General features: G+C 62.8%; 23 protein-coding genes and 1 pseudogene. 14 read left to right on the forward strand and 10 right to left on the reverse strand.

The features are described 5' to 3' along the window. The first annotated feature begins 8 nt into the window (after positions 1-8). Both RPG13_RS23215 and RPG13_RS23220 read left to right on the forward strand, forming a co-directional pair. A complete protein-coding gene (locus RPG13_RS23215; protein ID WP_127294440.1) occupies positions 9-1,037 on the forward strand; it encodes a zinc-binding dehydrogenase in 1,029 nt (342 codons plus the stop codon). Positions 1,038-1,057: 20 nt separating this feature from the next. After that, positions 1,058-2,053 carry a lipid A biosynthesis lauroyl acyltransferase gene (locus RPG13_RS23220; protein ID WP_337126087.1) on the forward strand — a complete coding sequence of 332 codons (996 nt, stop codon included), beginning with the start codon at positions 1,058-1,060 and terminating at the stop codon, positions 2,051-2,053. Positions 2,054-2,173: 120 nt separating this feature from the next. On the opposite strand, the gene RPG13_RS23225 is transcribed toward RPG13_RS23220, so the two are convergent. The 4 genes from RPG13_RS23225 to RPG13_RS23240 all read right to left on the reverse strand — a co-directional run bounded on the left by RPG13_RS23225 (position 2,174) and on the right by RPG13_RS23240 (position 7,014). After that, a complete protein-coding gene (locus tag RPG13_RS23225) occupies positions 2,174-2,953 on the reverse strand; it encodes an ATP-binding cassette domain-containing protein (protein ID WP_337126088.1) in 780 nt (259 codons plus the stop codon). Beyond that, positions 2,946-5,201 carry an ABC transporter permease gene (locus RPG13_RS23230; protein ID WP_337126089.1) on the reverse strand — a complete coding sequence of 752 codons (2,256 nt, stop codon included), beginning with the start codon at positions 5,199-5,201 and terminating at the stop codon, positions 2,946-2,948. The genes RPG13_RS23225 and RPG13_RS23230 overlap by 8 nt, the downstream gene beginning before the upstream one ends. An 84-nt stretch (positions 5,202-5,285) precedes the next feature. Next, entirely contained in the window at positions 5,286-6,368 is a 1,083-nt protein-coding gene (locus RPG13_RS23235) for a substrate-binding domain-containing protein (protein ID WP_337126090.1), read from the reverse strand. A gap of 217 nt (positions 6,369-6,585) precedes the next feature. Further along, a complete protein-coding gene (locus tag RPG13_RS23240) occupies positions 6,586-7,014 on the reverse strand; it encodes a L,D-transpeptidase (protein WP_126106138.1) in 429 nt (142 codons plus the stop codon). 218 nt (positions 7,015-7,232) lie between these two features. Between RPG13_RS23240 and RPG13_RS23245 the strand changes: the two genes are divergently transcribed. The 5 genes from RPG13_RS23245 to RPG13_RS23265 all read left to right on the forward strand — a co-directional run bounded on the left by RPG13_RS23245 (position 7,233) and on the right by RPG13_RS23265 (position 13,843). After that, positions 7,233-8,507 carry an acetylornithine deacetylase/succinyl-diaminopimelate desuccinylase family protein gene (locus RPG13_RS23245; protein ID WP_126106137.1) on the forward strand — a complete coding sequence of 425 codons (1,275 nt, stop codon included), beginning with the start codon at positions 7,233-7,235 and terminating at the stop codon, positions 8,505-8,507. 165 nt (positions 8,508-8,672) lie between these two features. Then, complete coding sequence (locus RPG13_RS23250) at positions 8,673-10,151, forward strand: ABC transporter substrate-binding protein (RefSeq protein ID WP_337126091.1); 1,479 nt, start codon at positions 8,673-8,675, stop codon at positions 10,149-10,151. Between the two features lie 238 nt (positions 10,152-10,389). Next, positions 10,390-11,337: an ABC transporter permease gene (locus tag RPG13_RS23255; protein WP_095486671.1), complete on the forward strand. Its 948-nt coding sequence runs from the start codon at positions 10,390-10,392 to the stop codon at positions 11,335-11,337. Then, the gene (locus RPG13_RS23260; RefSeq protein ID WP_292222851.1) at positions 11,334-12,203 is read left to right on the forward strand and encodes an ABC transporter permease; all 870 of its coding nucleotides are present in this window, start codon (positions 11,334-11,336) and stop codon (positions 12,201-12,203) included. The genes RPG13_RS23255 and RPG13_RS23260 overlap by 4 nt, the downstream gene beginning before the upstream one ends. Next, a complete protein-coding gene (locus RPG13_RS23265) occupies positions 12,200-13,843 on the forward strand; it encodes an ABC transporter ATP-binding protein (RefSeq protein ID WP_337126092.1) in 1,644 nt (547 codons plus the stop codon). The genes RPG13_RS23260 and RPG13_RS23265 overlap by 4 nt, the downstream gene beginning before the upstream one ends. A 13-nt stretch (positions 13,844-13,856) precedes the next feature. Here the strand turns inward: RPG13_RS23265 and RPG13_RS23270 are convergent, their stop codons facing one another. Then, positions 13,857-14,294, reverse strand: a complete 438-nt coding sequence (locus RPG13_RS23270; protein ID WP_095486750.1) for a TerB family tellurite resistance protein — start codon at positions 14,292-14,294, stop codon at positions 13,857-13,859. A gap of 580 nt (positions 14,295-14,874) precedes the next feature. Between RPG13_RS23270 and RPG13_RS23275 the strand changes: the two genes are divergently transcribed. From RPG13_RS23275 to RPG13_RS23285, 3 genes are all read left to right on the forward strand, one after another. Beyond that, complete coding sequence (locus tag RPG13_RS23275; RefSeq protein ID WP_095486751.1) at positions 14,875-15,045, forward strand: hypothetical protein; 171 nt, start codon at positions 14,875-14,877, stop codon at positions 15,043-15,045. Positions 15,046-15,144: 99 nt separating this feature from the next. Beyond that, a complete protein-coding gene (locus RPG13_RS23280) occupies positions 15,145-15,978 on the forward strand; it encodes a helix-turn-helix domain-containing protein (RefSeq protein WP_095486674.1) in 834 nt (277 codons plus the stop codon). 104 nt (positions 15,979-16,082) lie between these two features. Further along, positions 16,083-16,505: a VOC family protein gene (locus RPG13_RS23285; RefSeq protein WP_095486675.1), complete on the forward strand. Its 423-nt coding sequence runs from the start codon at positions 16,083-16,085 to the stop codon at positions 16,503-16,505. Here RPG13_RS23285 and RPG13_RS23290 read toward each other — a convergent pair. Both RPG13_RS23290 and RPG13_RS23295 read right to left on the reverse strand, forming a co-directional pair. After that, positions 16,502-17,968, reverse strand: coding sequence for a cobyric acid synthase (locus tag RPG13_RS23290; RefSeq protein WP_095486676.1), 1,467 nt, complete (start codon positions 17,966-17,968; stop codon positions 16,502-16,504). The genes RPG13_RS23285 and RPG13_RS23290 overlap by 4 nt on opposite strands. Then, a complete protein-coding gene (locus RPG13_RS23295; RefSeq protein ID WP_127204675.1) occupies positions 17,968-18,582 on the reverse strand; it encodes a dimethylsulfonioproprionate lyase family protein in 615 nt (204 codons plus the stop codon). The genes RPG13_RS23290 and RPG13_RS23295 overlap by 1 nt, the downstream gene beginning before the upstream one ends. A gap of 138 nt (positions 18,583-18,720) precedes the next feature. Between RPG13_RS23295 and RPG13_RS23300 the strand changes: the two genes are divergently transcribed. The 4 genes and pseudogenes from RPG13_RS23300 to RPG13_RS23315 all read left to right on the forward strand — a co-directional run. Further along, positions 18,721-19,884 carry an isobutyryl-CoA dehydrogenase gene (locus tag RPG13_RS23300; protein WP_127204676.1) on the forward strand — a complete coding sequence of 388 codons (1,164 nt, stop codon included), beginning with the start codon at positions 18,721-18,723 and terminating at the stop codon, positions 19,882-19,884. A 118-nt stretch (positions 19,885-20,002) separates the two neighbouring features. Next, positions 20,003-20,887 (forward strand): 3-hydroxyisobutyrate dehydrogenase, encoded by an 885-nt coding sequence (gene mmsB, locus RPG13_RS23305; protein ID WP_095486679.1) that lies wholly within the window; start codon positions 20,003-20,005, stop codon positions 20,885-20,887. Positions 20,888-21,091: 204 nt separating this feature from the next. After that, the gene (locus RPG13_RS23310) at positions 21,092-21,325 is read left to right on the forward strand and encodes a hypothetical protein (protein WP_095486680.1); all 234 of its coding nucleotides are present in this window, start codon (positions 21,092-21,094) and stop codon (positions 21,323-21,325) included. A gap of 68 nt (positions 21,326-21,393) precedes the next feature. Continuing rightward, positions 21,394-23,402 (forward strand): annotated as a pseudogene (locus tag RPG13_RS23315) (ABC transporter ATP-binding protein/permease); the annotation flags it as partial. A 216-nt stretch (positions 23,403-23,618) separates the two neighbouring features. Here the strand turns inward: RPG13_RS23315 and RPG13_RS23320 are convergent. The 3 genes from RPG13_RS23320 to RPG13_RS23330 form a co-directional block, all read right to left on the reverse strand. Continuing rightward, entirely contained in the window at positions 23,619-24,443 is an 825-nt protein-coding gene (locus RPG13_RS23320) for a class I SAM-dependent methyltransferase (RefSeq protein WP_337126093.1), read from the reverse strand. Positions 24,444-25,344: 901 nt separating this feature from the next. Next, a complete protein-coding gene (locus tag RPG13_RS23325; protein ID WP_128284456.1) occupies positions 25,345-26,724 on the reverse strand; it encodes an aspartate aminotransferase family protein in 1,380 nt (459 codons plus the stop codon). A gap of 53 nt (positions 26,725-26,777) precedes the next feature. Continuing rightward, complete coding sequence (locus tag RPG13_RS23330) at positions 26,778-26,891, reverse strand: capsid protein (RefSeq protein WP_245467628.1); 114 nt, start codon at positions 26,889-26,891, stop codon at positions 26,778-26,780. Between the last annotated feature and the right edge of the window lie 47 nt (positions 26,892-26,938).

The raw sequence follows: 26,938 nt of genomic DNA on the forward strand, positions 1-26,938 counted from the left end.
CAGGCCTAATGCGCGCATTGCAACTTATCGAGGACCGCCGCCTTGAAACGGTGGACCTGCCGCCTCCGGCGCAGCCTGCGCTGGGCGAAGTGACGCTGCGCATCAAGGCCGTGGCGCTCAACCATATCGACGTCTGGGGCTGGCGCGGCATGGCCTTCGCCAAGCGCAAGCTGCCGCTGGTCGTCGGCGCCGAAGCCTCCGGCGAGGTCGAGGCGGTCGGCCCCGGCGTCTCCAGCCTTGTGCCCGGGCAGCTTGTGTCGATCTATGGCGCGCGCACCTGCGGGCTTTGCCGCGCCTGCCGCGAAGGCCGCGACAATCTTTGCGAGCATGTTTCGGGCGTTCACGGCTTCCATCTCGACGGCTTTGCGCAAGAAAAGATAAACCTACCGGCGCGCCTGCTGGTCCCTGCCCCGCCCGGCGTGACGGACATCGGCGCGGCCGTCGCGCCCGTCACCTTCGGCACGGTCGAGCACATGCTGTTCGATAATGCCAAGCTGCAAGCTGGCGAAACCATCCTCATCCATGCCGGCGGCTCGGGCATCGGTTCCGCCGCGATCCAGCTTGCCAGGAAAATGGGCTGCACCGTGATCACCACGGTCGGCTCAAACGATAAGATCGACAAGGCGAAGGCGCTTGGCGCCGACCATGTCATCAACTATCGCGAGGACCGTTTCGAAGGCGTGGTGCGCAAGCTGACGAAGAAGAAGGGCGTCGATGTCGTCTTCGAGCATGTCGGCGCCGACACCTTTGCTGCCTCGATGCTGTGCCTGAAACGCGGTGGTCGCCTGGTGACCTGCGGCTCGACCTCGGGCGTTTCGACCCAGATCAATCTGATGCAATTGTTCCAGCAGCAGCTGAAGCTGCTCGGCTCCTTTGGCTGCCGCATGGAAAACATGGCGGACGCCATGCAGAAAATGGCGGCGGGGCTGGTTTCTCCGGTTATCGACACAGAAGTCGGCTTCGGCGACATCGAGGCCGCGCTGAAGCGCATGGAAGGCCGCGACGTGTTCGGCAAGATCATCCTGCGCGTCGGTTAGACCATGATGTTGGTCTAGGAATGATCGGCGACGCCTTCAGGAAGCTCCGCAGGGACCTGGCGTTCCGCCATGGCAGGCGGTTGCGCCAGTTCAACTATTGGCTGCTGGCGCGCGCCGCGATGACGATGATTTGGGTGCTGCGCCTGCTGCCGGTCGACAGCGCGCTCAATTTCGCCGACCGCGTCGCCCGCCGCGTTGGGCCTTGGGTTGGGCGCCACAACGTCGCCATCGCCAATCTGCGCAAGGCCTATCCCCAGAAGAGCGACAGCGAGATCCAGGCCATCGCTTCCGACATGTGGGGCAACATGGCTCGCCTCGCCGCGGAATACATCTTTCTCGATGCGCTCTTCGATTACGACCCGAAAGCGACGAAACCGGGCCGCGTCGAGGTCCGCGGCGTCGATCATTTCGTCGAGATCGCCGGCGAGCAAAAACCGCATATCATCTTCACCGGGCATCTCGGCAATTTCGAGCTGCTTCCGGTGGCGGCAGCCACTTTCGGCATGAACATCACGGCGCTGTTTCGCCCTCCCAACAACCCTTACCTTGCCGACTACATCCTCTCGACGCGCCGCTCGACCATGGGATCGCTCCTGCCCTCCTCGACCGGCGCTTCATTCGCGCTTGCCGCTATCCTGGAGAAAGGCGGCAATATCGGTGTGCTGGTCGACCAGAAATTCTCGGGCGGGCTCGAAACGACCTTCTTCGGCCGCCCATGCGAGAGCAACCGGGTTCTGGGCACTCTGGCGCGGCACTATGACTGCGATGTCTATCCGGCGCGCTGCGTGCGCCTGCCGGGCAACCGCTTCCGGCTCGAGATCGAGGACAAGCTGACCTTGCCGCGCACTGCCGGCGGCAGTGTCGACGTCCATGGCACCACCCAGCTGCTCAACGACGTGGTCGAGCGTTGGGTGCGCGAGGATCCCGGCCAGTGGATGTGGTTCCACAAAAGGTGGGAAATCAGCGGCCGGCGCCGAAAGCGTCAACAGGCGAGACAGCGCGGCAAAGCCGCCTGAGCGGAAGCCGCAACATTGCTTTGTGACGGCAGTTATGCTATAGATTTTGGCGTGGTGCTGATTTGCGCCACCGACCCGCCCGGCTCCCGAGGCGGGTTTTTTTGCGGCGTTCCTGATCGGTCAAAGCTTTGCCTCATCGGCCGTAAGTGCGTGCTCTCGCGTGCCGGAGACGATGATCTCCAGGACCTCATGCTCGTCGGTGTTCCTGACGTAGCGATCGCCGACGTTCTCGCCGCGCTTCAGCACCATCACGCGGTCGCCCACAGCGAAGATGTCAACGAGGCGGTGGGAGATGATGATCTGGGCAACGCCCTGCTTTTTCAGTTCCAGCATCGTTTCGAGCAGCCGCTCGGTCGCCATCACCGAGAGATTGGCGGTCGGCTCGTCGAGGATCACCACGCGCGGCTGGAAGGAGATAGCGCGGGCAATCGCCACAGATTGCTGGCGGCCGCCCGACAGGCTCTCGACCTTTTGATAGACGGAATTCACGTCGACCTTGAGCCGCTTCAGCACGCTGTCGGCTTCCGCGTACATTTTCCGTCGATTGACGAAAAGGCCCTTGAGCGGCCAACGCCCAAGAAAGATGTTCTGACCGACATCCATATTCCCGCAAAGAGCGAAGTCCTGGTAGATCATCTCGATGCCGGCGTCGCGGCTTTCGTGCGGGCTCTTGAAGTGCACCGGCTGCCCGGCGACGAAGATCTCGCCGGCGTCGCGCTGGTAGGCGCCGGTCAGGATCTTCATCAGCGTCGACTTGCCGGCCGAGTTGTCGCCGACGAGGCCCAGGATCTCGCCGGGATAGAGCACGAGGTCGACGTTGCGGAGCGCCTGCACCGCACCGAAGGCTTTTTCGATGCCCCGCATTTCTACGATCGGTGCAGGCCTGGTCGCGTCACGCATGGGTGGTTTCCGCCGTTCTTGTGCGCCGCGCGAGGCGCGCCCGCAGGCGGCCGAAGATGTTGGCCTGGCGCACCCAGATGTCGATCAGCACCGCCACGATCAGGATGCCGCCGATGAAGACGTTGATCCAGTGCTGCGGCATGGCGAAGCCCTGGACGTTGAGCTGCAGCAGCGCCCGGATCAGGGTGATCACCGCCGCCCCGGCGAGCGCCCCGATCACGGTGCCGTAGCCGCCGAAGATCGAACCGCCGCCGATGATCACCGAGGCGATGGCGTCGAGCTCGCGGAACTGGCCAGCCACCGGGTTGAAGCTGCGGAAGTAGGCGACGTTGATGATCCCGGCCATTGTCGCGCAGAGCGCCGCCAGCATGAGCGCGAGGAACCGCACCCGATTGGTGTTGATCCCGGCATAAGCGGCGGCGCGAATGTTGCCGCCGGTCGCATAGACCTTCTGCCCGAGCGGCATGTAGGCGAGCACGACGCCGGCAACGAGGGCGACGAACAGCATCCAGATGGTCTGGACGCTCACCACCTCGGCGACCGAGCGCAGGAGCCCGTCCGGCAGCGAGATGCGGTAGTGCAGCAGGATGTCGTTCACCTTGCGGCCAAGCAGGTTGTAGCCCTCGGGCCAGCCGGTGAGCTGCTGCCCGGCGACGAACCAGGCGGCAAGGCCGCGGGCGATGTAGAACATGCCGAGCGTGGCGATGAAGGCCGGCAGCTTGAAGCCGACGGTGACGATCGCGTTGACGAGGCCGGCGCACATGCCCGCGAGCAGGCCCATCGCCACGGCGGTCACGGGGTCGGCGCCGAGGACCTTGAGAAAATAGGCGGCGGTGCTGCCGGCGAGGGCAAGCACCGCCCCGACGGAGAGGTCGATATCGCCGGCGGCGATGACGTAGGTGAGCCCGATGGTGATCAGCGCAAGCTCGGTGTAGTTGAGCAGGATCGCGAAGCTATTGGACAGGTTCCACCAGTAGTCCGGCCGGAGCGCGAGGCCGGTCAGCCACAGGAGCACGGCCAGGATGACGGCGAGCGCGTCGCGCCGGGCGAGGAACTTGCCGAACCCGGTGGCCGACAGCGCCATGTCGGTCGCCATCGCGCCCTTGGTCTGCACCCCCTCGATCGCGATGCTGCCGATCTCGTAGGCCGGTGGCGGCGGCCGGCCGCGGAGCCAGGCCCAGAGGCGCCCTGCCACCTGGCGCCGGATCAGATAGGGCTCGATGAGCACCGCGACGATGAGCAGCAGCCCGAGGAACACCGGCACCGCGCCGACCGGCAGCGAGAAGACGGCGTTGACCGTGATCTCCTCGTCGCCGATCTTGATGATGCGCTTGATCGGCCAGCCCTCGCGCAACACCTTGTCGAGCAGCACCACCAGCAGGGCGCCAAGGCAGGATCCGGCGACCCGGCCGCGGCCGCCGAGGATCGAGGCGCCGCCGATGATCACGGCGGCAATGACGATCAGCTCACCGCTGACGCCGTAGAGGGGCGTCACGCCCTTGTCCTGGGCCGCCGACAGCAGACCGGCAAGCGCCGCGCAGAGCGAGGAGATCAGGTAGGCTCGGATGCGCACCCAGTTGGTCGCGATGCCGGCATAGGACGCCGCCTGCTCGTTGCCGCCGGTGGCGAAGGTCTCGTAGCCCCAGCGCGTCTTGGCGAGCACATAGGCGCCGATCACGGCGACAATAACGAAGATCACGATCTGGTTGTTGAAACCCAGGACGTTGGTCTCGCCGAGGTGGAAGAACAACGGATGCTCGCTCGCCTTGGCGGGATAGTAGATCGACTGGCCGTGGGTCAGCGCCAGCACGAAGCCGCGGCCGATGAAGAGGATGGTCAGCGTGGCGATGAACGCCGGCACCTTCAGGATGGTGACGAGCACGCCGTTGACCAGCCCGATCAGCGTGCCGAGCAGCAGGCAGAGGATCACCGACGTGACGACGCCGAGATCAAGAAAGCTCGGCGCGAACAGCCTGGCGAAGACGACGGCGACGAGGCCGTAGGTGGAGCCGACCGAAAGATCGAGGTCCTTGTTGACGATGACGAAGGTCACGCCGACTGCGATGATGGCAACGCGCGAGGTGTCGCGGAGCAGCGAGTGAAACGCCCCTGTTGACCCGAAGAACGCGGGATTGACGAGAGCGCCGCCCAGATAGAGCAGCAAAAGCAAGGCAACGAGCCCCACCTCCCAGCCGCCGACAATCTGGGACGGCGCACGGCCGAGCGATGTGGTCGCGGTAAGCGCCATGGTCTCTTCTGGTCGATTTCCCTGCTGCCGCATTGCGGGAGAGCTTGCGCCCTCCCGCAGTGATTTCAGACGTTCCGAGCGGACTCAGTTCTCGAAGCGCTTGCCGACGTCCTCGACGGTCTCTTTCGTCACCAGTTGGGCGCGTGTGTCGAGGTTGGCCGCCGCGATGCCGCGATCGATCTCCAGATAGAGCTGCATGACCGGCCAGAAGCCCTGCAAGAAGGGCTGCTGCCCGAGCGCGCCGGTCAGATCGCCGCTCTTCATCGCATCCTGCTGGGCCGGGCCGAGGTCGAAACCGTAGGCGCAGATCTTGCCGGTCATTCCGGTCTGAGCAACGGCCTTGGCAAGCGCCGGCGTGAACACGTTGTTGCCGGCGAACGCGCCAACGACGTCGCCGCGCGATTCGAACAGCGTCACGATGCCGTTCACCGGGTCGTTCGGATTGGTGTCGATACCGGTGTTCTCCGGACCCGCGTCGACCTTGAAGGCATCAAGCTTGCCGGCATCCTGCAAGCCCTTGACGATGGCGTTGAAAGCCGAAGTGACGCGATTGTTCACCTCGATGTTGCCCATTGCGGTCGACGACGGCAGGACGATCGAACCCTTCTCGATACCCTTGTCCGCGAGGCACTTGACGAGCGCCTCGCCGGCGATTGCTGCAGCCGAGGCGTCCTGGCCGGTGTGGCCGATGCTGCTGCGGTTGAGGATCGTGCCGTCAAAGGAATTGGTCGTGGCGATCGGTATGCCCTTCGCCTCTGCGGCCTTGACGATGTCGTTATAGGCGCCGACCTGGGGCGTTGTCATGATCAGCCCGTCGATCGTCGGGTCCTGCACGATCTGGTTCAGGATTTCGATCTCGCGGGCAGGGTCGTCGGTCGGCGATTCCGAGCCGAGCAGCAGGACCTTGGCGCCGATTAGATTGCCGGCGACGGTGGCGCCGACGTAGACCGGATCGAAGAAGCCATTGCCGGCAGTGTGTGTCACGATAGCGAAAGTGAGGTGACCATCGGCCGAATGGAAGTCCTTGGTACCGGGGGCCTCCTTTGCGGCTTCTTCGAAGCTGTAGCCGCCGACCGCCTTATCGACGCCGCCCGATTGTGCGTAGGCATTCGATAGGCCGAGCGATAACGCCGCGGCACACGCCGCGAGCGAGAAAATGCGTTTCATGATTTTCCTCCCTTGCAACCAACGGTCGGAAGCCGTTCGGGCGCATTTATTCAGGGATTCCGAATGCTTCCTCCCACCCCTCATATTCTGCCCAAAGCCCGCCCACGTAAATAGTGCTCCCACTTTCACCGACGAATTGGTTCAGCGCGGAAAGCAGGCGTCGCTTCACACGAAGCACCCTCTCCGAGTTCTTGTAGGGCCGCGAGCGTGCAGCCAGTTAGTTGGTCACGACGATCCGTGTGTTGCGGAAGCCGGCTTGCCGCACCATCGAATAGAAGGCGGCGGCATTGGAGGGATGCAGCCGCACGCAGCCATGCGACGCCGGGCGCCCGAGAGACTTCACCGCGCCCGTGCCATGGATGGCATAGCCGCCGCGGTAGAATACCGAATGAGGCATCGGCGACATGTCGTATTTGCGCGAATACCACATCCGTGCCGTTCGTTGCGGCCGGTAGGTGCCGCGCGGCGTGATATAACCTTGGCGCGCCGTGGATACGCGCCATCGGTAAACCGCCTGACCGTATCTTACAGTCATCGTCTGCGATGACACGTCGATCCTTGCAACCAGCTTGGCTGCCCAGCCCTCGACCGAAGAACCGAACAGCATCGTTACCAGTAACGCTGCCATGAGAACGGTCTTTTTCATGCGATCAAACCCCTTTGATTACCCTTGCCTGCCTGCCTTCATGCTATTCTTCTTCCTTTGGCAAGTGAATGAGGTAACCACACACCTCTGACGAATTCACCAATCCAAAGCAGCGAATTTGAACGATTTCCCGCGATAGTTGCTACAACGACACGCAACTAAGGCGCGACCTGCCAACGGGCTTGCCAAAGCGCATCGTTGGCTGCTCAATTCGCCGAATGAACGAGCTTCTCCTGAAAGCGGTCGATGATCGGATCGACGACCTGGTCGCACTGACCGCCGACCTGATCCGCTTTCCAACCATCAATCCGCCTGGCGAAGCCTACCGGCCATGCGCCGAATACGTTGGTGCGCGGCTGAAGAAGCGCGGTTTCGAAGTCGAATTCATCCGCGCCGAAGGCACGCCCGGCGACACTGACCGCTATCCGCGCGTCAATGTCGTCGCCCGCTTCGATGGCCGCTCGCCCGGCGCCTGCGTGCATTTCAACTCGCATATCGACGTGGTCGAAGCCGGCGACGGCTGGAGCCTCGATCCCTTCGCCGGCATCGTCAGGGACGGCAAGGTCTATGGCCGCGGCGCCTGCGACATGAAGGGGGGCTTGGCCGCCTCGATCATCGCCGTCGAAGCCTTCATGGAGGTCTTCCCCGACTTTCCAGGCGCCATCGAAATATCAGGCACGGTCGATGAGGAGTCCGGCGGCTTTGGCGGCGTCGCCCATCTGGCCAGGCTCGGCTATTTCTCCAAGCCGAAGGTCGATCACGTCATAATCCCCGAGCCGTTGAACAAGGATCGCATCTGCCTTGGCCATCGCGGGGTGTGGTGGGCGGAGATCGAAACCAAGGGCGAGATCGCGCACGGCTCGATGCCGTTCCTCGGTGATAATGCGGTGCGCCATATGGGCGCCGTGCTGGGGGCTTTCGAGGACGAGCTGTTCCCGGCGCTCGACCGCAAGGTGACAAGCATGCCGGTCGTGCCCGACGGCGCAAAGCGCTCGACCATGAACATCAACTCGATCCATGGCGGCCAGACGGAGGATTTCCGGCCCGGCCTGCCCTCGCCCAACGTGCCCGATTCGTGCCGGCTGACCATCGACCGCCGCTTCCTGCTCGAAGAGGATTTGGGCACGGTCAAAAGCGAGGTGACCAATATCCTCGACCGGCTGAAGCGCGAGCGGAAAAAATTCGACTACGAAATCCGCGACCTGATGGAGGTGCTGCCGCTGATGACCGAGCGCGATGCGCCGGTGGTCAAGGCGGTGGCGCAAGGCATCATGGAGATATTCGACCGCGAGCCCGACTACGTGATTTCGCCCGGCACCTACGACCAGAAGCACATTGCCCGCATCGGCCACATCTATGACTGTATCGCCTATGGCCCGGGCATTCTCGACCTCGCCCATAGGCCCGACGAATGGGTCGGGATATCAGACATGGTAGAATCCGCCAAGGTGATGGCGATCGGGCTGAACATACTGCTCAGGAGCGCACGGTAATCCGGCAGCGACGGGGCAAGCTTCAATTGCTTGAGTCGGCGGCTAACGGAAAAACATTCCTGCTGGCGCCGCCGGAAAGCACGAAACGCAATTTACTCCTCGGCGAAATCACGCTTCTATCCACCGGGTTTTGAACATTTTTTTGAGCATATCGGGAGCTGCACGATGAAATTATGGAAAACCATTCTCACCGCTGCGGGCCTGGTTCTGGCCGCCGGAACATCGGCATTTGCCGCGCGGACCGATCTGGTCATCGGCATTCCGCTCGAACCCCCGCATCTCGATCCGACAGCGGGTGCCGCGGCGGCGATCGATGAAGTGCTTTACGCCAACGTGTTCGAGGGGTTGACCCGCATCGGCTCGAACGGCGAGGTGCTGCCGGATCTCGCCGACAGCTGGACCATTTCCGATGACGGCAAGGCCTACACCTTCAAGCTCCACACCGGCGTGAAATTCCATGACGGCACCGATTTCAACGCCGACGACGTGAAATTCTCGCTCGACCGCGCCAGTGCCGACAACTCCGTCAACGCGCAAAAGGGCCTGTTCGCCGCCATCGATACGGTCGAGGTGGTCGATCCGGCGACGGTCAAGATCACGCTGAAGAACCCGCAAAGCTCCTTCCTCTACAATATGGGCTGGGGCGACGCGGTTATCGTCGCGCCTGAGACAGCCGACACCAACAAGGAAAAGCCTGTTGGCACCGGACCGTTCAAGTTCCAGAGCTGGGCCAAAGGCTCATCGATCACGCTGATCAAATCCGACACTTACTGGGGTGCCCCGGTTGCTCTCGACAAAGCCGAATTCCGTATCGTCACGGATGCCGCGGCCGCCGTGCCGGCGCTGCTTTCCGGCGATGTTCAGGCCTTCCCTTTCTTCGATCCCGACAGCGTCGCGCAGATCCAGGGCGACCCGCGCTTCAAGGTGGTGATCGGCGCGACCGAGGGTGAGACCATCCTTTCGATAAACAACAAGAAGTCGCCGTTCGACAAGCTGCGGGTCAGGCAGGCGATTTCGTTTGCGCTCGACCGCAAGGCGATCATCGACGGCGCCTCGGCCGGCCTTGGCGTGCCGATCGGCTCGCACATGTCGCCCGCCAACAAGGCCTATGTCGACCTCACCGGCCTCTATCCGCACAATGTCGACAAGGCCAGGGAACTGCTGAAGGAAGCCGGCCTGGAGAGCGGCTTCAAGGCGACGCTGAAACTGCCGCCGCCTTCCTATGCGCGGCTTGGCGGCGAGATCATCGCGTCGCAGCTTCGCGATGTCGGCATCGATCTGCAGATCGTGCCCGTGGAATGGGCGCAGTGGCTGGACCAGGTCTTCACCAAAAAGGACTATGACCTGACCATCGTGTCCCACACCGAGCCCAACGACATCGATATCTATTCGCGCAAGGATTATTACTTCAACTACGACAATCCGACCTTCGACAAGATCATCGCCGATCTGAACCTCACCTCCGATGAGGCCAAGCGCATGACGCTGCTCGGCGAGGCGCAGAAGATACTGGCCGACGACGCCGTGGTCGGCTTCCTCTACGAACTGCCGAAAGCCGGCGTCTGGGACGCCAAGCTGGAAGGTTTTTGGGAAAACGCACCGATCCAGGCCAACGATCTGACCAAGGTGAAGTGGACGGAGTGAGGCAGCTGACAGAAAGGCGAAACTTGCACTCCGTCGCACCCCCCTCTGTCCTGCCGGACATCTCCCCCTCAAGGGGGGAGATCGAGCCCTCATCGCGGCTTTCGCTAACCATCAGCGTTGCAAGGCCAGCGCCGGCATGGAAACTGCCAATCTCCCCCCTTGAGGGGGAGATGTCCGGCAGGACAGAGGGGGGTCCGGCGCGACAGCCCGACCGCTCGATCGCTTCCGTTCCGCCCCCATGACCGCCTATCTCCTCAAGCGTCTTGCCATCGCCCTCATCACGCTGGTTCTGGCCTCCATGGTGGTCTTCGCCGTGCTGGAGATCATTCCCGGCGACCCGGCGCGGCTGATGCTTGGCATGAACGCCAGCGCCGACCAAGTCGATTTGCTGCGCAACCAGATGGGTCTCAACGCGCCCCTTGCCTCGCGCTATCTGCACTGGGCCGGTGGCTTGCTGAGCCTCGATTTCGGCCGTTCCTACACCTATTCGGTGCCGGTCATCGATCTGGTCCGCGAGCGCGTCGTTGTCTCCCTGCCGCTGGCGCTGATCGCGCTGGCGCTGTCCACTATCATTGCCATTCCGGTCGGGCTGTTTTCCGCCGGCCGGCACGGACGGGCCGGGGACACGATTGCGATGGGTGCCGCCCAGCTTGGCGTCGCCGTGCCGAACTTCTGGTTTGCGCTGATGCTGATCTACCTGTTTGCCGTCTGGCTGCGGCTGGTGCCGGCGGGTGGCTTTCCGGGGTGGAGCGCGGGCGTCTGGCCAGCACTGAAATCGCTGTTCCTGCCGGCGATCGCGCTCGCCCTGCCGCAAGCGGCGATCCTCGCCCGCGTCACCCGCTCGGCGCTGATCGAAGTGCTGAACGAGGACTATATCCGCACCGCCCGCGCCAAGGGCCTGCCCTATCGCGCGGTGCTTTGGCGGCACGCGCTGCGCAACGCCATGATCCCGGTGCTGACCATTCTCGGCCTGCAATTCGCCTTTCTGCTCGCCGGCACCATCATCATCGAGAACGTCTTTTACCTGCCGGGCCTTGGCCGGCTGGTGTTCCAGGCGATCACCCAGCGCGACCTGATCGTCGTTGAAAGCGTCGTCATGCTGCTGGTCGCCGCCGTCATCGCCGTCAACCTGCTTGTCGATCTCTCCTATGCGGTCGTCGATCCGCGCCTGAGAAGCCGCCAATGACGCTGCGCTTCGACATCCCGGAAGAAAATTTTGCCGACATCCTGGCCAAGGCCTTCACCAACCGCTCGTTTCTCGCCGGCTTCGTCATCACCGCACTGGTGGCAGTGATTGCCATCGTCTCGTTTTTCTGGACGCCTTTTGACGTCACCAGGCTGATCATCGCCGACAAGACCCAGGCACCCTCGCCGGCGCACTGGTTCGGCACCGACCATTTCGGCCGCGACATTCTTTCCATGATTATGGTCGGCGCGCGCAATTCGATAGCCGTGGCGTTGGTGGCGGTCGGCATTGGCATGGGCATCGGCGTGCCGCTCGGCGCCTTTGCCGCGGCGCGCGGCGGCATCGTCGACGAAGCGGTGATGCGGCTGAACGATCTCGTCTTCGCCTTCCCTGCCCTGCTCTCGGCGATCATGATCACCGCCATTTTCGGGCCGGGCGCGCTCAACGCCATCATCGCCATCGGCATCTTCAACATCCCGGTCTTTGCCCGCGTCGCCCGGGCTGGTGCGCTGGCGATCTGGCCGCGCGAATTCATCCTCGCCGCGCGCGCCGCCGGCAAGGGCAGAACGCTGATCACGCTGGAGCATGTGCTGCCCAACATCGTCACATTGCTCCTGGTTCAAGGCACCATCCAGTTCGCGCTCGGCATCCTGGCCGAAGCCGGGCTTTCCTATGTCGGGCTGGGCACACAGCCGCCAATGCCGAGTTGGGGGCGGATGCTGTTCGATGCGCAGACCCGCATGGTGGCGGCGCCGTGGATGGCGATCTTTCCAGGCATGGCGATCGTCGTCACCGTGCTTGGCCTGAACCTGCTCGGCGACGGTATTGCCGACATCCTCGATCCCAAATCGCGGCGGCAGCGATGAGCTTGCTCGAAATCGAGAAACTGTCGCTGAGCATCGGCAACACACCGATCCTGAGGGATGTCGAGCTCTCCGTCGCGCCCGGCGAGGTGATGGGGCTGGTCGGCGAATCCGGCTCGGGCAAGTCGATAACGGCGCTGACGGTGATGCAGCTTCTGCCCTGGGCGGCGCGCGCCACGGGGCGTGTCATCTTCGACGGCATCGACATCCTTGCGGCCAGCGAAGATCAGATGTGCGCGCTGCGCGGCGACGATATCGGCATGGTTTTCCAGGAGCCGATGACGGCACTGAATCCGGTCAAGACCATTGGCGAGCAAGTCGCCGAAGGCATCCGCTGGCACACCAGGGCAAGCCGAGCCGACGCCGAGGACCACGCGCGAAAAATGCTCGACCGGGTCGGCCTGCCAGCGGCGCAGTTTCCTTTGTCACGCTATCCGCACGAGCTTTCCGGCGGCCAGCGCCAGCGCGTCGTCATCGCCATTGCCTGCGCGCTGAAACCCAAGCTGCTGATCGCCGACGAGCCGACGACGGCGCTCGACGTCGTGCTGCAGGCGCAGATCCTCGACCTGTTGCGCGACCTGGTCGCGGAAAACCGCATGGGCCTGCTCTTGATCTCGCACGACCTTGCGGTGGTGACCGAGATGGCGGATCGCATCACCATCCTGCGCCATGGCGAAGTGATGGAGGCCGGCGACACGGCGCGCACTTTGTCGGAGCAGCTCCATCCCTATACGCGACAACTGGCGCAGGCCTCTATGCATGTCCCGGCGCGCGCCAGGACACATGAGGTCGGCCCGGACAACCCCCTGCTCCAGGGTGCCAAACCCCTGCTTCAGGTAGACAGCGTGACGCGGGACTATCCGGGACGTCGAAAATCGCTGCTGAAGCGGGCGGCCCCGATCCGCGCCGTCGACGATGTCTCGTTCTCGATTGATCCCGGCCAGTCAGTGGCTCTGGTCGGACGTTCGGGCTGCGGCAAGTCCACGCTTGCCCGCATGGTCCTGGCGCTGGACGGGCCGACATCGGGAACGATCCGGTTTCGGGGGCAGGTCATCACCGGCAAGAGCGAGGCTGAGCTCAAGCCGGCGCGCCGCGACATGCAGGTGGTGTTCCAGGACCCTTACGGCTCTTTCGACCCGCGCCTGAAGGTCGAAAAGCTGGTCGCCGAGCCACTGCACGTCCTGGAGAAGAAGCCGACGAATGCCGAGCGGCGCGAGATGGTGGCAAAGGCCTTGCACGAGGTCGGCCTCAGCCCACGCGACATGGACAAATATCCCCACGAATTTTCAGGCGGCCAGCGCCAACGCCTGTCGATCGCCCGCGCTATCATCACCCGTCCCAAACTGGTCGTCGCCGACGAGCCGGTCTCGGCCCTCGATGTCTCTATCCGCGCCCAGGTTCTCGACCTGTTCGCCGAGCTCAACCAGAAGCTCGGCATCGCCTACGTCTTCATCACTCACGATCTGACCGTCGCCCGCGCCATCACCGACGCGGTGATGGTCATGCACGACGGCAAGATCGTCGAGCGCGGCAGGACGAGCGAGGTTCTCGACCATCCGCAGTCCGAAGCCGCCAAGGCGCTGGTCGCTGCCGCTCCGGACCTGCACCGGGCAATAGCGCGCCGGTTACAGGAACAAGGGTGAGCGGCGGGCCGCTTCAGGCTTGCGTTTGCGGCTTCACCGCATCGGCAGGGCTGATGTCGAGCAGGTCGAGCGTGCGGCGCAAGAGCTTCATCTCGTTCCCGGCAAGTTGTGAATCGGCCTTGGCGATCTCGGCCATGTGGCGGGCAAGCAGCTTGCGCCGCTCGACGTCGAGGTCACGGAACTGCGCGATGGCTTGCGAGCTGTTGGTCTCGTAGCCGAACTCGTTGAGATATTCGATGACGCTGTCGATGCTGGCTTCCGGAATGCCGAAGGCTTCCCGGCAGATGCGCCTGAGCGCGACCATTTCGCTCTCGCTGACCGAGCCGTCGGCGAGAATCATACGAAACAGCATGAGCAGTTCCGCCGACAGCACAGGATCGTCCGCAACCTTGCGCACGCCGGGGTCGCCGTCGAAGATCAAGCGTATCTGGTCCAGTAAAGCGAATGCCATCAGCGTCCCTTTCCGATTCGTCAAATGCATGTCGCTCAAAAGTGCGCAGCGGTTTTGAGATAACGACATGCATAAAACAAAAGAGCCAAGCGCGTCGCGGCGCGCTTGGCATAGGTAGCGCGGAATCGGCCTTGCGCAAACGGGTCGGCTGGGTTCGAACGGGGCAATCGCTTCAGGTTTTTAATTCGCCTCCTCATCCTTTTCCGGGCATTGGCGCTGCCCTTCACCTGCCTGCCGGCATCCTCTCCCCGTATAGCGACGGGGAGAGGGGCGCTCTCGTCACCGGTTTCGCCAATCACCAGCGTCGCAGGAAGGGCGCCGAAGCTGCGGCCAGCCCCTTCTCCTGCCCGGCAGGGCGATGAGGGGCGGCGCCAAGATCGACAATTGGTGGTCTCCGTCACAATTTGGAAACTATCATCCGTCTCCAGGGATTGCCCTCGTGATCGAAAGCGCCGCATCCTTCTGGCCACTCCCCGTCAAGCTGCTGGCTGACCCGGCGAACCCGCTGCGCACGCTGATTGGTGTGTGACGGCGCGCCTGATAGTATGCGGTTGTACGAATCATGTTGGAGGAGCCACACATGAATCTCAGTGCGCCTACGCAGCTTATTTTCATCATATCCCTTGTTATCGCCATTCTCGGCCTTCTTGCCGCTTTTGGCGTCCTTGCGTTCATTCCCATACCCGCGGTTTGGATTGCCCTCATCGCTTATATCGTGCTTGCCGGTGGCTGCTTGATGCGCGGCGCTTAAGCACTCAGATCTCAGGCAACTCGGAGCGCCCGGCCACAAGCCGGGCGCTTTTGATTTTGAGGGATGGTCTGTTAGACTCCATGGGCGGAAGGAAAGCTCATGCCCGCCGAGAGCGAAGACGGCAGCCGCCATGAAAATCCCGGCCTCGACCGGTTCGAGATGGTGCGGCGCGCGCCCGGCCCTCGGCTCCGGTGCGCGGTCACCGACATCTGCGGCTACCGCGAAACAATGCCCGGCCATTTCCGCAACGTCGAATATGCGTCGCTGACCGTCCCACTGGTTATCAGCTTTGCCGAACCCTTCGCCATCGGGCTCGGCAAGAACCCCGGCGACAATGATCGCTTCGCCAGTTTCGCCGCCGGCCTTTTTGCCGGTCCGGTGGTGATCGAGTCCTTCGGCGGCGCCTGCTGTGTACAGGTCAATTTCACACCGCTCGGCGCCCGCCGCTTCTTCGGCCTTCCGATGAGCGAACTGACCGACCGCATGGTCGGCCTCGACGATGTGCTTGGCCTCGAAGGCATCGCGCTGCGCGAAAGACTTGGCAATGCGCACGACTGGAGCGCACGCTTTGCCATCGTCGAGGCGTTCGTCGCCGCGCGACTGACTGAGGCGCGGGAAACGCAGTCCGAAATCGCCTGGGCCTATGAACGGATCATCGTCTCGGGCGGCCGCATTCGCGTGTCGTCGCTCGCCGACAGGATAGGCTGGAGCCGCAAGCATCTCGCAGGAAAGTTTTCCAACGCGATCGGCGTCGGCCCCAAGACGCTGTCGCGCATCGTCCGCTTCAACCGGGCGCTCGGGCTCTCAAGGCAGGACCAATCCGATTGGGCCGATATCGCCGCCGATTGCGGCTATGCAGACCAGGCGCATCTGGTTCGCGAATTCCGCGATCTTGCCGGCGAAACGCCGACGACGCTTGCCGCCCAGGCATAAACCACCCAGGTCCTTTGCAGGACACTCAGGTAACATTTCTTCAAGACGCCGCAACAGGCTTCGCCCAGACTGGGTTATCACCAACCCAACTGAAGGAAATCGCCATGACCATGTCCGTCGAACCGCCCAGACTCTATCCCACCTTGCGCTACCGCAATGCCGCGAAGATGATCGATTGGCTGGGCGAGGCCTTCGGCTTTGTCGTTCATGCCCGCTACGGCGAAGGCGATATCGTCCAACACGCCGAACTGACTTTAGGCTCCTCGATGATCATGCTGGGCACTGCACGCGACGACAAGTTCGGCCAGATAATCGGCGCACCGGGGCCAGGTGGCGGCAGATCGATCTATGTTGCCGTCGACGATGCCGATGCCGCCTATGCCAAAGCCAAGAAGGCCGGCGCCGAAATACTGGAAGAGCTGACTGACCGCGACTATGGCAGCCGCGAGTTCATCTGCCGCGATCCGGAGGGCAATGTCTGGTCCTTCGGCACCTACTGGCCGAAGGCCGCCGAGCCCGCCAGCTAACGGGCGAGGCCAAAAATCGCGTCGCAGTCGAGGTGGATCTCCAGCTCGGCTGCGACCTCGTCCAATGCCCGTTCTACCTCGGCGCGATAGTCGATGCCGCCGCCTTTGACGCCGAGGTTTTCCAGGAATTTCGCCCGAAAAGCGTCGGCGGAAAACAGCCCGTGCAGATAGGTGCCTGACACCTTGCCGTCGGCCGAGATGGCGCCGTCGTCAACGCCGTTGATCACCGCGGATGGACGCAGCGTGTCCGGACCGGTGGTGCGGCCGAGATGGATCTCGTAGCCTTCGAGCGGCAGGTCGAATTGCACCGAGCGCGCGCTGACATTGCGCACCGTCTTTTCCGGCTCCATCACCGTTTCGACGTCGAGCAGGCCAAGCCCTTCGGTCTCGGTAACGCTGCCCTCGATGCCGTCGGGGTCGCGCACGATACGGCCGAGCATCTGAAAGCCGCCGCAGATGCCGACCACATGCCCGCCGCGCTTGCGATGGGCGGCAAGATCACGGTCCCAGCCATTCTCGCGAAATCTCAGGAGATCGCCGATCGTCGACTTCGAGCCGGGAATGACCACCAGCCCAGAGTCCTCCGGCAAGCGCTGGCCGGGCGGCACGAAGACCACCTCGACTTCGCGTTCGGCCTTGAGCGGGTCGAGATCGTCGAAATTGGCGATACGCGAAAGCATCGGCACGGCGACCTTCAGCGCGCGCTTCTCGCCGGACGCGAGGCGCTCAAGCACAACCGAATCCTCCGAGGGCAACCGCGCCGCCGCCTTCAGCCACGGCACGACGCCAAAACAGTGCCAGCCGGTGAACCTCTCGATCGCCTTGATGCCGTCATCGAACAGCGAGACATCGCCGCGGAACTTGTTGATGAGGTAGCCGACGATCATGCGCCGGTCCTCTTCCGGCAGGATCAGATGGGTGCCGGCGATCGAGGCGATGACGCCGCCGCGGTCGATGTCGCCGACGAGGATCACCGGCACGTTGGCGCGCGTGGCAAAGCCCATATTGGCAATGTCGCGGCTCCTGAGATTGATCTCGGCCGGCGAGCCGGCGCCCTCGACGATGACGAGATCGGCGCCTTCGCCGACCTTCGCCCAGGAGTCCAGCACCGCATCCATCAGTTGGCCCTTCAGCGCCTGGTAGTCGCGCGCCCGCGCCTCGCCGAACACCTTGCCCTGCACCACCACTTGCGCACCGGTATCGGTCTGCGGCTTGAGCAGCACCGGGTTCATGTGGACGGAGGGCGCCGCGCCACAGGCGATCGCCTGCAGCCATTGGGCGCGGCCGATCTCGCCGCCGCCGGCACCCGGAATGTCGGCGACGGCTGCGTTGTTCGACATGTTCTGCGGCTTGAACGGCCGCACTTTCAGCCCACGTTTTTTCGCTGCGCGGCAGAGGCCCGCGACCAGCACCGTCTTGCCGACATCGGAGCCCGTGCCCTGCAGCATGATCGCCTTGGCCATCAGTCCCTGCCCCACGTCGTCGTTCCGGTGATCGTCGACTTGGCCGCCAGCGGCCCGCCGCGCCAGATGTAGAGCGCCAGCAGCGGCTCCTTGCCGGTGCGCATGGCGTGGCTGACGTCGGAGGCATGGTGGATCACCTCACCCGCCTCGCGCCTGCGAAATTCGCCTCCGCCCATGCGCCATTCGGCGCCGCCGGTCAGCGGAATGTAGATCTCCTCGGCGACGTGATGATGGTCGGGGTAGACGATATCAGGCCCGAGGATCAGCAGGCCGGCCGCAACCTCGTCGTTGACGAAATGGCCGCGCGTGCCGAATACTTCCAGCCACCCGTAATTGTCGATGAACGTCTTGCCGAAATCCGCCTCGCCGTAGGTCTGCCCCCAGTGCAGCTCCCCGCGACGCTCGGCGACCAGCCGCACCAATGGCTGGGCGTTCGCTGCAGCGAGCTCGACGATTCGGTCGAGCTGGCGCAGGCAAGCGAGCGGATGCGGCTCGAGCGGACGCGCCGGCATGGCCCAGCCGATCCGAGCCACGGCATCGCGCACCAGCGCATTATCGAACGTCTCGAGATAGGCATGGAAACGTTTGAGCAGCTCATCGAAATTTGTCGTCACGCCTTGCTCCAGACACGCATTAGCGCACACCCGCTTCACAGATGGTCGGCTTGCGCGGCGGCATCATTGGTCTAGATTGAGCGGCGCGCAAAGCCAAAAACGACAGGCCAGCAGGCCGGAAACATCAGGGAGCACGCTATGGACGCCGCTGTCGATGCGAGCACCAGCCAGTTCGAGCTCAACGAGGACCAGCGCGCCATCCAGGAGATGGCCGAGGCCTTCGCCGCCGACCGGGTCGCGCCGAATGCGCTCGACTGGGACCGCAACAAGCATTTTCCGGCAGATGTGATCCGCGAGACGGGCCCGCTCGGCCTTGGCGGCATCTATATCAGCGACGATGTCGGCGGCTCGGCCCTCGGCCGGCTCGACGCCGTGCTGATCTTCGAGGCGCTCTCGCGCGCCGATCCGGCATTTTCGTCCTTCATCTCGATCCACAACATGGTGGCGTCGATGATCGACCGCTTCGGCAGCAACGAGCAGCGCCAGCGCTTCCTGCCGAAGCTGACCTCGATGGAATGGCTGGCCAGCTATTGCCTGACCGAGCCGGGCTCGGGGTCGGATGCCGCGGCGCTGAAGACGCGCGCGGTGAAGGGCGGCGACTATGTGCTGAACGGCGTCAAGCAGTTCATCTCGGGCGCCGGCGACAGCGACATCTACATCGTCATGGCGCGCACCGGCGCCGACGGGCCGAAGGGCATTTCCACCTTCGTCGTGCCGAAGGATGCGCCCGGCCTGTCCTTCGGCGCCAACGAGCACAAGATGGGCTGGCACATGCAGTCGACCCGCCAGGTCATCTTCGAGGACTGCAAGGTGCCTGCGCAAAACCTGCTGTCAGTCGAAGGCGCCGGCTTCGGCATTGCCATGGCCGGGCTCGACGGCGGCCGGCTCAACATCGCCGCCTGTTCGCTGGGCGGCGCCCAATCGGCGCTCGACAAGGCGCTGGCCTACACCGCCGAGCGCAAGGCCTTCGGATCCAAGATCAACCAGTTCCAGGCGCTGCAATTCAAGCTCGCCGACATGGAGACCGAGCTGCAAGCAGCGCGCATCTTTCTCTACGCCGCCGCCTCGAAGCTCGACCGCAACGCGCCCGATGCCTCGAAATGGTCGGCGATGGCCAAGCGCTTCGTCACCGACATCGGCTTCAACGTCGCCAATGACGCCCTGCAACTGCATGGCGGTTATGGCTATTTGCACGATTATGGCATCGAGAAACTGGTCCGCGACCTGCGTGTCCACCAGATCCTCGAAGGCACCAACGAAATCATGCGCGTCATCATCGCGCGCGCCCTGATCGGCCGCTGAGCATTTTGCAGCCAAGTGGAATCACTTGGCGTCGCAGAAATGCGGCTAAACAAACAGATAGAGCGGGATATCTCTTCAATCCTGAACATCCCGCTCTGGCAAAACCGGGAGAAAAACGATGACCACCATCGCCTTTATCGGCCTCGGCAACATGGGCAATCCGATGGCCGCCAACCTCGTCAAGGCAGGACATACCGTGCACGGCTTCGATCTGATGCCGGAAAACCTCGTCATCGCCAGGGATCATGGCGTCGTCGTCATGGCCAATGCCATTGCCGCGGTGAAGGGCGCCGATGTGGTCATCACCATGCTGCCGGCCGGCAAGCACGTCCTGTCGGTCTACGAAGACATCGCGCCCAAGGCGAAAAAAGGCGCGCTGCTCATCGATTCCTCGACCATCGACGTCGAATCGGCGCGAAAGGCCCACGCGATCGCCGCAAGACATGAGCTTCTGTCGATCGACGCGCCGGTTTCCGGCGGCACCGGCGGCGCCACCGCCGGCACGCTGACCTTCATGGCCGGTGGCTCGAAGGACGCCTTCGCCAAAGCCGAGCCCGTCCTCAAGCCAATGGCCGGCCGTATCGTCCATTGCGGCGATGACGGCGCCGGACAGGCGGCAAAGATCTGCAACAACATGATGTTAGGCATTTCGATGATCGGCGTCGCCGAAGCCTTCGTTCTGGCGGAAAAGCTCGGTCTGTCGCATCAGGCGCTGTTCGACGTCGCCTCGACCTCCTCCGGCCAATGCTGGTCGCTGACCACCTACTGCCCGGTGCCTGGTCCGGTGCCGACATCGCCGGCCAACAATGGCTACAGGCCTGGGTTTGCCGCAGCATTGATGCTGAAGGACCTGAAATTGTCACAGGAAGCCGCGCAAAGCGTCGGCGCGGTGACGCCGCTGGGCGCCGAGGCCGCCCAGCTTTACGCGCTGTTCAACGCCCAGGGGCATGCCGGCGCCGATTTTTCCGGCATCATAAACTTTTTGCGCGGCACCCCGGAGTAAGCCTCGAACTCGACAGGGCTTTTTGATTTCCCGGCAAAAGAAACACCGCAAATTTAGATTTGCTTAAACTCTCGATAACCCCCCGGTAACGATGTGCCTGTAAAACGGAATGCGAGGCGGCATATCGCATCCGCCCGGCGCTCCGGATCAGGTCTCGCGTACCGGAGCCCGTACGTTTCGCAAGTGTTCCGTTAGCGAAGCGCCATGCGTATCTGGCAAAGCCGCGTTCCCGAGGGAGCGCGGTTTTTGCGTTTCGCATTCTTCAAGGACAGTGACACGATCGCCCCGGCGCGCCTCCAGATGATCGTCGGCCTGGTGGCGGCGATCCTGAGCTACGTCGACCCACAGGTGGAGCGCGAGGGTTCCGGTCGCTCGTCATGTTCGTTCCATGGCCTCGCGATCGAATCCCCCCGCCGCCGTGAGCACGATCTGAGATGACCTAGCTCCTGAAGCTCATTGGATCGAACATCATGAAACCTTCTCATTTTTAAGCCGTTATCGCCGGTATGTCCGAGGCTAAATTCAAGCCGAAATCGATCTCCAAATCGCGCGATGCCGAGAAGTCGCGCCAGGAGAAGCAATCGACTGTCGAAGTCGCGTCTGAGGTCGCCGGCGCGGCCCCGCCGCCGGACTTCATCGAACCCGATCCAGAGCTCACTCCTGAGGAGGCCGAGCAGGCACGCAAGAGATACTTGCTGAGGCGTTTCTGGATCAGCGCGCGCGGTTATTGGGGCCGCGGAGGCGATAGGCTCGCATGGCCGTTCACGATCGGGCTCTTGGTCCTGATCATCATCAATGTCGGCTTCCAGTATGGGATCAATGTCTGGAACCGCGCAATTTTCGACGCCCTTGAGCAACGCAATGCCCGCACCGTTTATATCCTGAGCGCCGTTTTCGTGCCGCTCGTGCTCGGAAGCGGCAGCCTTGTCGTTGCGCAAGTCTTCCTTCGCATGACGATTCAGCGCCGCTGGCGTTCCTGGCTCGCCACCGCGGTCATCGCGCGTTGGCTTGCAAGCGGCCGCTACTTTCAGTTGAACCTCGTCGGCGGCGATCACCAGAACCCCGAAGCCCGCATCACCGAGGATTTGCGGATTGCCACCGAATCTCCGGTCGATTTCATCGCCGGCGTCATCAACGCGTTTCTGTCGGCCTCGACCTTCATCGTGGTGCTCTGGACGATCGGTGGGGCCTTGACCCTGACGATCGCAGGTTCGACCGTGACCATTCCCGGCTTTCTCGTCATCACCGCGGTAACCTATGCCGCGATCACATCCACCTCGATGGCGGTCATTGGCCGCCACTTCGTCCGCCTCTCCGAGGAAAAAAATCAGGCGGAAGCCGAATTCCGCTACACGCTGACGCGGGTGCGGGAAAACGGCGAGAGTATAGCATTGCTCGGTGGCGAGGAGGAGGAGCGTAGCGGCATCGACAAGACGTTCGCCCATGTGCTCAAGCAATGGGCGCTTCTTACAGGCCAGCACATGCGCACAGCGCTGGTGTCGCAGGGGGCAAGTTTGTTTGCGCCTGTCGTGCCCGTTTTGCTTTGCGCTCCAAAGTTTCTCGAAGGCAGCATGACACTTGGACAGGTAATGCAGGCTGCCTCTGCCTTTGCCATCGTGCAGGGCGCGTTCGGATGGCTGGTCGACAACTACCCCCGTCTCGCCGATTGGAACGCCTGCGCACGGCGCATCGCCTCACTGATGATGTCACTCGACGGACTCGAGCGCGCGGAACAGAGCAACACACTGGGACGCATAAAGCGCGGCGAAACTGCAGGCGATGCGATGCTCAGCCTGAACAATCTGTCCGTGTCGCTCGACGACGGCACCGCCGTGGTCAAGGAAACTAGGGTCGTGATCGAACCAGGCGAGCGGGTGCTCGTTTCCGGCGAATCCGGCTCAGGCAAGAGTACGTTGGTGCGGGCCATCGCAGGTCTGTGGCCGTGGGGTGGCGGCAGCGTCAACATCCGCGCCGACAGACGGCTGTTCATGCTGCCGCAAAGGCCTTACGTACCTACCGGGACGCTTCGCCGCGCAGTCGCCTATCCAGGCGCCGCCGATCGCTGGACGCTGGGTAAGATCAAGGCTGCCCTCAACAAGGTCGGACTCGATTATCTGAACGACAAGATCGAGGACGACGCGCCATGGGACCAAACCTTGTCGGGTGGCGAAAAGCAGCGGCTCGCCTTCGCACGTCTTCTGCTGCACAGCCCCGATATCATCGTGCTGGATGAAGCAACGTCAGCACTCGATGAAAAGAGTCAGGACAAGATGATGGAGATGATCATTCACGAATTGCCGAAGGTCACCATCATAAGCGTAGCGCATCGCGCCGAGTTGGAAGCCTTCCATAGCCGCAAGATCACATTGGAGCGGCGCGAGGGCGGCGCAAAGCTTGTCAGCGACGTCGATCTTGTCCAGCGTAAGAGCAGACGGAACTTGCTTGTGCGATTTCTCGGGCGCCGGCGCGCCTACCGAAACGCAGCACGACATTGAGCAAAGCGGCGCTGCCCGAGACAAAAAGTGAAGTCCGCCGGGCGGGCCTGGGTCAAGGGCAGCAAGAAAGCAGCCCGCGCCGCGCGCACTGCGAACTAAGTCCGACGTCTGCTCGATGGCTTGGCGATGGCGGCTTGGCCGACAACTTCGGGCGCATCGCCGGCCCCGATGGCAGATGATCGTCGGCCTGGTGGCGGCGGTCCTGACCTACGTCGACGACCACCGCGTCAGCTGCACTATTTGCGTGCGAGCACGACGTGAGCCTCTTGGGGGAATGTCAGCTCCCCTCCAGTTGAATAGATTGCCAGCGAGGAACTTACATCCCCCATGATCGCTGCGATGACTACGTCCCGTTGTCCGGCATCCATTCCGCTGACCAGCCCAGCCTGCGGAGTCGCTGCCAGCTGTAGTCGCACATATTCCTTTGACGAGGGGAATCGAATGTTCTGTGTCGTCGTGTGGATGGTCACCTGACGAAATCCCGCCCCGGTCACCAATCGGTAAAGCTCGTCCGCGTCGGCGAGTGAATGCTCGGACCGTTTCGTCGCCGAAGCGCCTGGACCGAGATGCCGATCCAGGGCATCCGCCAGCGCCTTTGCCGCAGGAGTATGCTCAATAGCGCTGAAAACGCTTAAGGCCAGTCGGCCGTCAGCCACCAGAACCCGGAACATCCCACGCAGCGCACTCGATCGATCCGGAAAAAACTGCAGCCCGAGCTGGCAAAGAACCAGATCGAAGGTGGAGTCAGGGAACGGCATTTCGAGCGCGCTTCCCTCGTGCCAGTCAATACGCGGTCCAGCGCCGCTCGGGAGCGACCGAGCAACGACAAGCATGCCCGTGTTGATGTCGAGGCCGACGACATGCCCACTTCCCATACGCTCGGCCGCCGAGCGTGCCACCACGCCGGTGCCGCAAGCTACGTCCAGAACCCGCTCACCAGATCGAGGCGCAGCACGATCCACCAGGTCGGCAGCCCACAGGGCTGTGATTGCCGGAACCAGGTAGCGCTCGTAGAGTTCCGCGGCGCTACCTTCCAGCTGCCATTGCTCCTGCCGGGCCATAGCGTCCCTCCCGCACAATGAGCCGCTCCGACAACGGGCCCGATCGGCGCTTCAAGCAGCCATCATAAAGCGCCTATCTGTCACAGAGCAACCGGGCGATAGAAACAAGGATACCGAGCAGATCGTTAGGACGGTCCGCACACATTGCGAGCGTCGCTTGCTGGAGCTGCGTTAGTCAGTCGGAGGCTAATGGCGTTTTTAACGGAACGCTAATATAAATGGACGTTCGAACGAGCAGCGCCTGCCAAATCCCTGAGGGAATGCCATGCGAAGGTTCATCTTCACGGCAATGTGTATCGCCGCCGCAACGGCCGCTAACGCCCATGATTGGTACGAAGACAAGATTGATCCACAGACGAAATTCAGGTGTTGCGGTGGTTCTGATTGCCGCGCCATACCTCGGTCTTCGGTGCGGTCCAGGATAGACGGTGGTTACACTTATTTGCCGCATAATTTCACCATCCCACGGGACCGTGTACAGGAATCCCCGGACGGCCAATACCATATCTGTGAGAATACCTACGTCGTAACCAATCAGCTGTATTGGCGTTGCTTTTTCGCGCCTCGTGTCGATGTCTCTCTACTTCTCGCACGTTAAGGTAAATACGGCGCGTCGCGGCCGGAATCCTCGTAGTGACCCTTGGTGAGCGGCTGCTCCGGCTGGTACTCCTAAGACAAGGTGTCAGCCTGGGCAGGACCGACACGGCGCGCATCAGATTGATGTTGCGGTCGATGACCCTTCGAATGTTTCTGCAAGCTGACCTTCTTGGGGTTGTATTTCAGGGCGTAGGAGACCTGATTGCCGACCTCACGGCCGATCCTCGCCTGGCGAGATCTTCGGCAGATTGCGGTATTCAAACGCCGGGCGTCTGGCTGCAGGACGCCCGGCGATCGTTTTACCCTACCGCTTGCGCAAATCCGCTTGGGCCAGATCAAGCGCCTTGGCGATGCGGCCGCAAGCCATGTCGATTGTCTCGCGCGTCCAGATCAGCGGCGGCGACAGGATCATCGTGTCGCCGGTGGCGCGCAGCATCATGCCTTGGGCAATTGCGTGATCGCGGACAAGCACGGCCGCACTCCCGGCCGGCAGGAAGCGCTCCTTGGTCGCCTTGTCCCTAACAATCTCGATCGCCCCCATCAGCCCGATCGAGCGCACCTCGCCGACCAGATCGTGACCGCCGATGTGCTCCTGCAGCGCCTTGGCGAAATAGGGTCCGGTGTCGTTCTTGACCCGATCGACCAAACCTTCCCGCTCCATGATCTCGAGGTTCTTCAGCGCCACGGCGCAGGCCACGGGGTGGCCGGCATAAGTATAGCCGTGATTGAACTCGCCGCCCTTCTCGACAAGCGTCGCGGCGATGCGGTCACCAACCAGCAGTGCCGACAGCGGCTGATAACCGGAGGTCAGCGCTTTGGCGGTGGTGATGGTATCGGGCTCGATGTCGAAGGTCTGAGCTGCGAACCACTCGCCGGTGCGGCCATAGCCGGTGATGACCTCGTCCAACATCAGGAGGACATCGTATTTGCGGCAGATGCGCTGCACTTCCGGCCAATAGCTCATCGGCGGTATCTTCACGCCGCCTGCCCCCATCACCGGCTCGCCGATGAAGGCGGCGACCTTGTCGGCACCGGCTTCGAGTATGGCGTCCTCGACGGCCTTGGCCGCGCGCAGGCCGAAATCATGGTCGCTTTCACCGGGCAGAGCCAGCTCGTAGGCATACGGCATCATCACATGGACGATGTTGGGAACCGCGCCGTTGAGCTGCTTGTGCATCGGCTCCATGCCGCCCAGCGAAGCGCCGGCGATGGTCGAGCCGTGATAGGCGGTCTTGCGCGAGATGATGCGGTTCTTCTCCGGCTTGCCTTCCAATGCCCAATAGTGGCGGACAAGGCGCAGCGCCGTGTCATTGGCCTCCGAACCGGACGAGCCGTAGATGACCTGGTTGACGTGCTTCGGCGCCAGTTCCGCCAGCTTCTTGGCCAGCAGCACTGGCGTCGGTGTCGAGCATTTGAAGAAGGAATTGTAGTAGGGCAATTCCTTCATCTGGGCGTAAGCCGCGTCGGCCAGTTCGTCGCGGCCGTAACCGATGTTGACGCACCACAGCCCGGCCATGCCGTCGAGGATTTCCGTGCCTTCGGAATCGTAGATGAACGGACCGTTGGCGTGAGTGATGATGCGTGAGCCGGCCTCGCGCATCTCCTTGTGATCGGTGAACGGATGAAGGTGATGCGCAGCATCGATCTGCTGAAGCTGCTTCAGCGAATAATTCTGGTAAGTCATGTCTGATCTTTCCTCTTGAACCAATCCGGCGTTTTGCAGCCGGGGCGGATTCGTCAGAGGATGGCGGGCGGCGAATAGCCGATGCGGGCGCAAAGCCGCAAAAGCTCGGCGCGAAGCGTGCGCGGCGACGGCGTCACCGCCGCCCCGAATGCGCGACATGTCTTCATCCGAGCCATGCAGCACCTTATGCCGCCTGATGCGATCAGTTCAAGCC

Source organism: Mesorhizobium sp. ISC15, from assembly GCF_037162615.1.
GTDB classification, from domain to species: Bacteria; Pseudomonadota; Alphaproteobacteria; order Rhizobiales; family Rhizobiaceae; genus Mesorhizobium; species Mesorhizobium mediterraneum.

Bases quoted from the DNA above. Each gene is read 5' to 3' on its own strand.
- RPG13_RS23245 (WP_126106137.1), top strand. From the start codon at position 7,233: ATGAACGAGCTTCTCCTGAAAGCGGTCGATGATCGGATCGACGACCTG.
- RPG13_RS23320 (WP_337126093.1), bottom strand. From the start codon at position 24,443: ATGGCCCGGCAGGAGCAATGGCAGCTGGAAGGTAGCGCCGCGGAACTC.
- RPG13_RS23235 (WP_337126090.1), bottom strand. From the start codon at position 6,368: ATGAAACGCATTTTCTCGCTCGCGGCGTGTGCCGCGGCGTTATCGCTC.
- RPG13_RS23220 (WP_337126087.1), top strand. From the start codon at position 1,058: ATGATCGGCGACGCCTTCAGGAAGCTCCGCAGGGACCTGGCGTTCCGC.
- mmsB (WP_095486679.1), top strand. From the start codon at position 20,003: ATGACCACCATCGCCTTTATCGGCCTCGGCAACATGGGCAATCCGATG.
- RPG13_RS23325 (WP_128284456.1), bottom strand. From the start codon at position 26,724: ATGACTTACCAGAATTATTCGCTGAAGCAGCTTCAGCAGATCGATGCT.
- RPG13_RS23285 (WP_095486675.1), top strand. From the start codon at position 16,083: ATGACCATGTCCGTCGAACCGCCCAGACTCTATCCCACCTTGCGCTAC.
- RPG13_RS23255 (WP_095486671.1), top strand. From the start codon at position 10,390: ATGACCGCCTATCTCCTCAAGCGTCTTGCCATCGCCCTCATCACGCTG.
- RPG13_RS23280 (WP_095486674.1), top strand. From the start codon at position 15,145: ATGCCCGCCGAGAGCGAAGACGGCAGCCGCCATGAAAATCCCGGCCTC.
- RPG13_RS23250 (WP_337126091.1), top strand. From the start codon at position 8,673: ATGAAATTATGGAAAACCATTCTCACCGCTGCGGGCCTGGTTCTGGCC.
- RPG13_RS23240 (WP_126106138.1), bottom strand. From the start codon at position 7,014: ATGAAAAAGACCGTTCTCATGGCAGCGTTACTGGTAACGATGCTGTTC.
- RPG13_RS23275 (WP_095486751.1), top strand. From the start codon at position 14,875: ATGAATCTCAGTGCGCCTACGCAGCTTATTTTCATCATATCCCTTGTT.
- RPG13_RS23310 (WP_095486680.1), top strand. From the start codon at position 21,092: ATGCGTATCTGGCAAAGCCGCGTTCCCGAGGGAGCGCGGTTTTTGCGT.
- RPG13_RS23225 (WP_337126088.1), bottom strand. From the start codon at position 2,953: ATGCGTGACGCGACCAGGCCTGCACCGATCGTAGAAATGCGGGGCATC.
- RPG13_RS23260 (WP_292222851.1), top strand. From the start codon at position 11,334: ATGACGCTGCGCTTCGACATCCCGGAAGAAAATTTTGCCGACATCCTG.
- RPG13_RS23290 (WP_095486676.1), bottom strand. From the start codon at position 17,968: ATGGCCAAGGCGATCATGCTGCAGGGCACGGGCTCCGATGTCGGCAAG.
- RPG13_RS23300 (WP_127204676.1), top strand. From the start codon at position 18,721: ATGGACGCCGCTGTCGATGCGAGCACCAGCCAGTTCGAGCTCAACGAG.
- RPG13_RS23330 (WP_245467628.1), bottom strand. From the start codon at position 26,891: ATGAAGACATGTCGCGCATTCGGGGCGGCGGTGACGCCGTCGCCGCGC.
- RPG13_RS23270 (WP_095486750.1), bottom strand. From the start codon at position 14,294: ATGGCATTCGCTTTACTGGACCAGATACGCTTGATCTTCGACGGCGAC.
- RPG13_RS23265 (WP_337126092.1), top strand. From the start codon at position 12,200: ATGAGCTTGCTCGAAATCGAGAAACTGTCGCTGAGCATCGGCAACACA.
- RPG13_RS23230 (WP_337126089.1), bottom strand. From the start codon at position 5,201: ATGGCGCTTACCGCGACCACATCGCTCGGCCGTGCGCCGTCCCAGATT.
- RPG13_RS23215 (WP_127294440.1), top strand. From the start codon at position 9: ATGCGCGCATTGCAACTTATCGAGGACCGCCGCCTTGAAACGGTGGAC.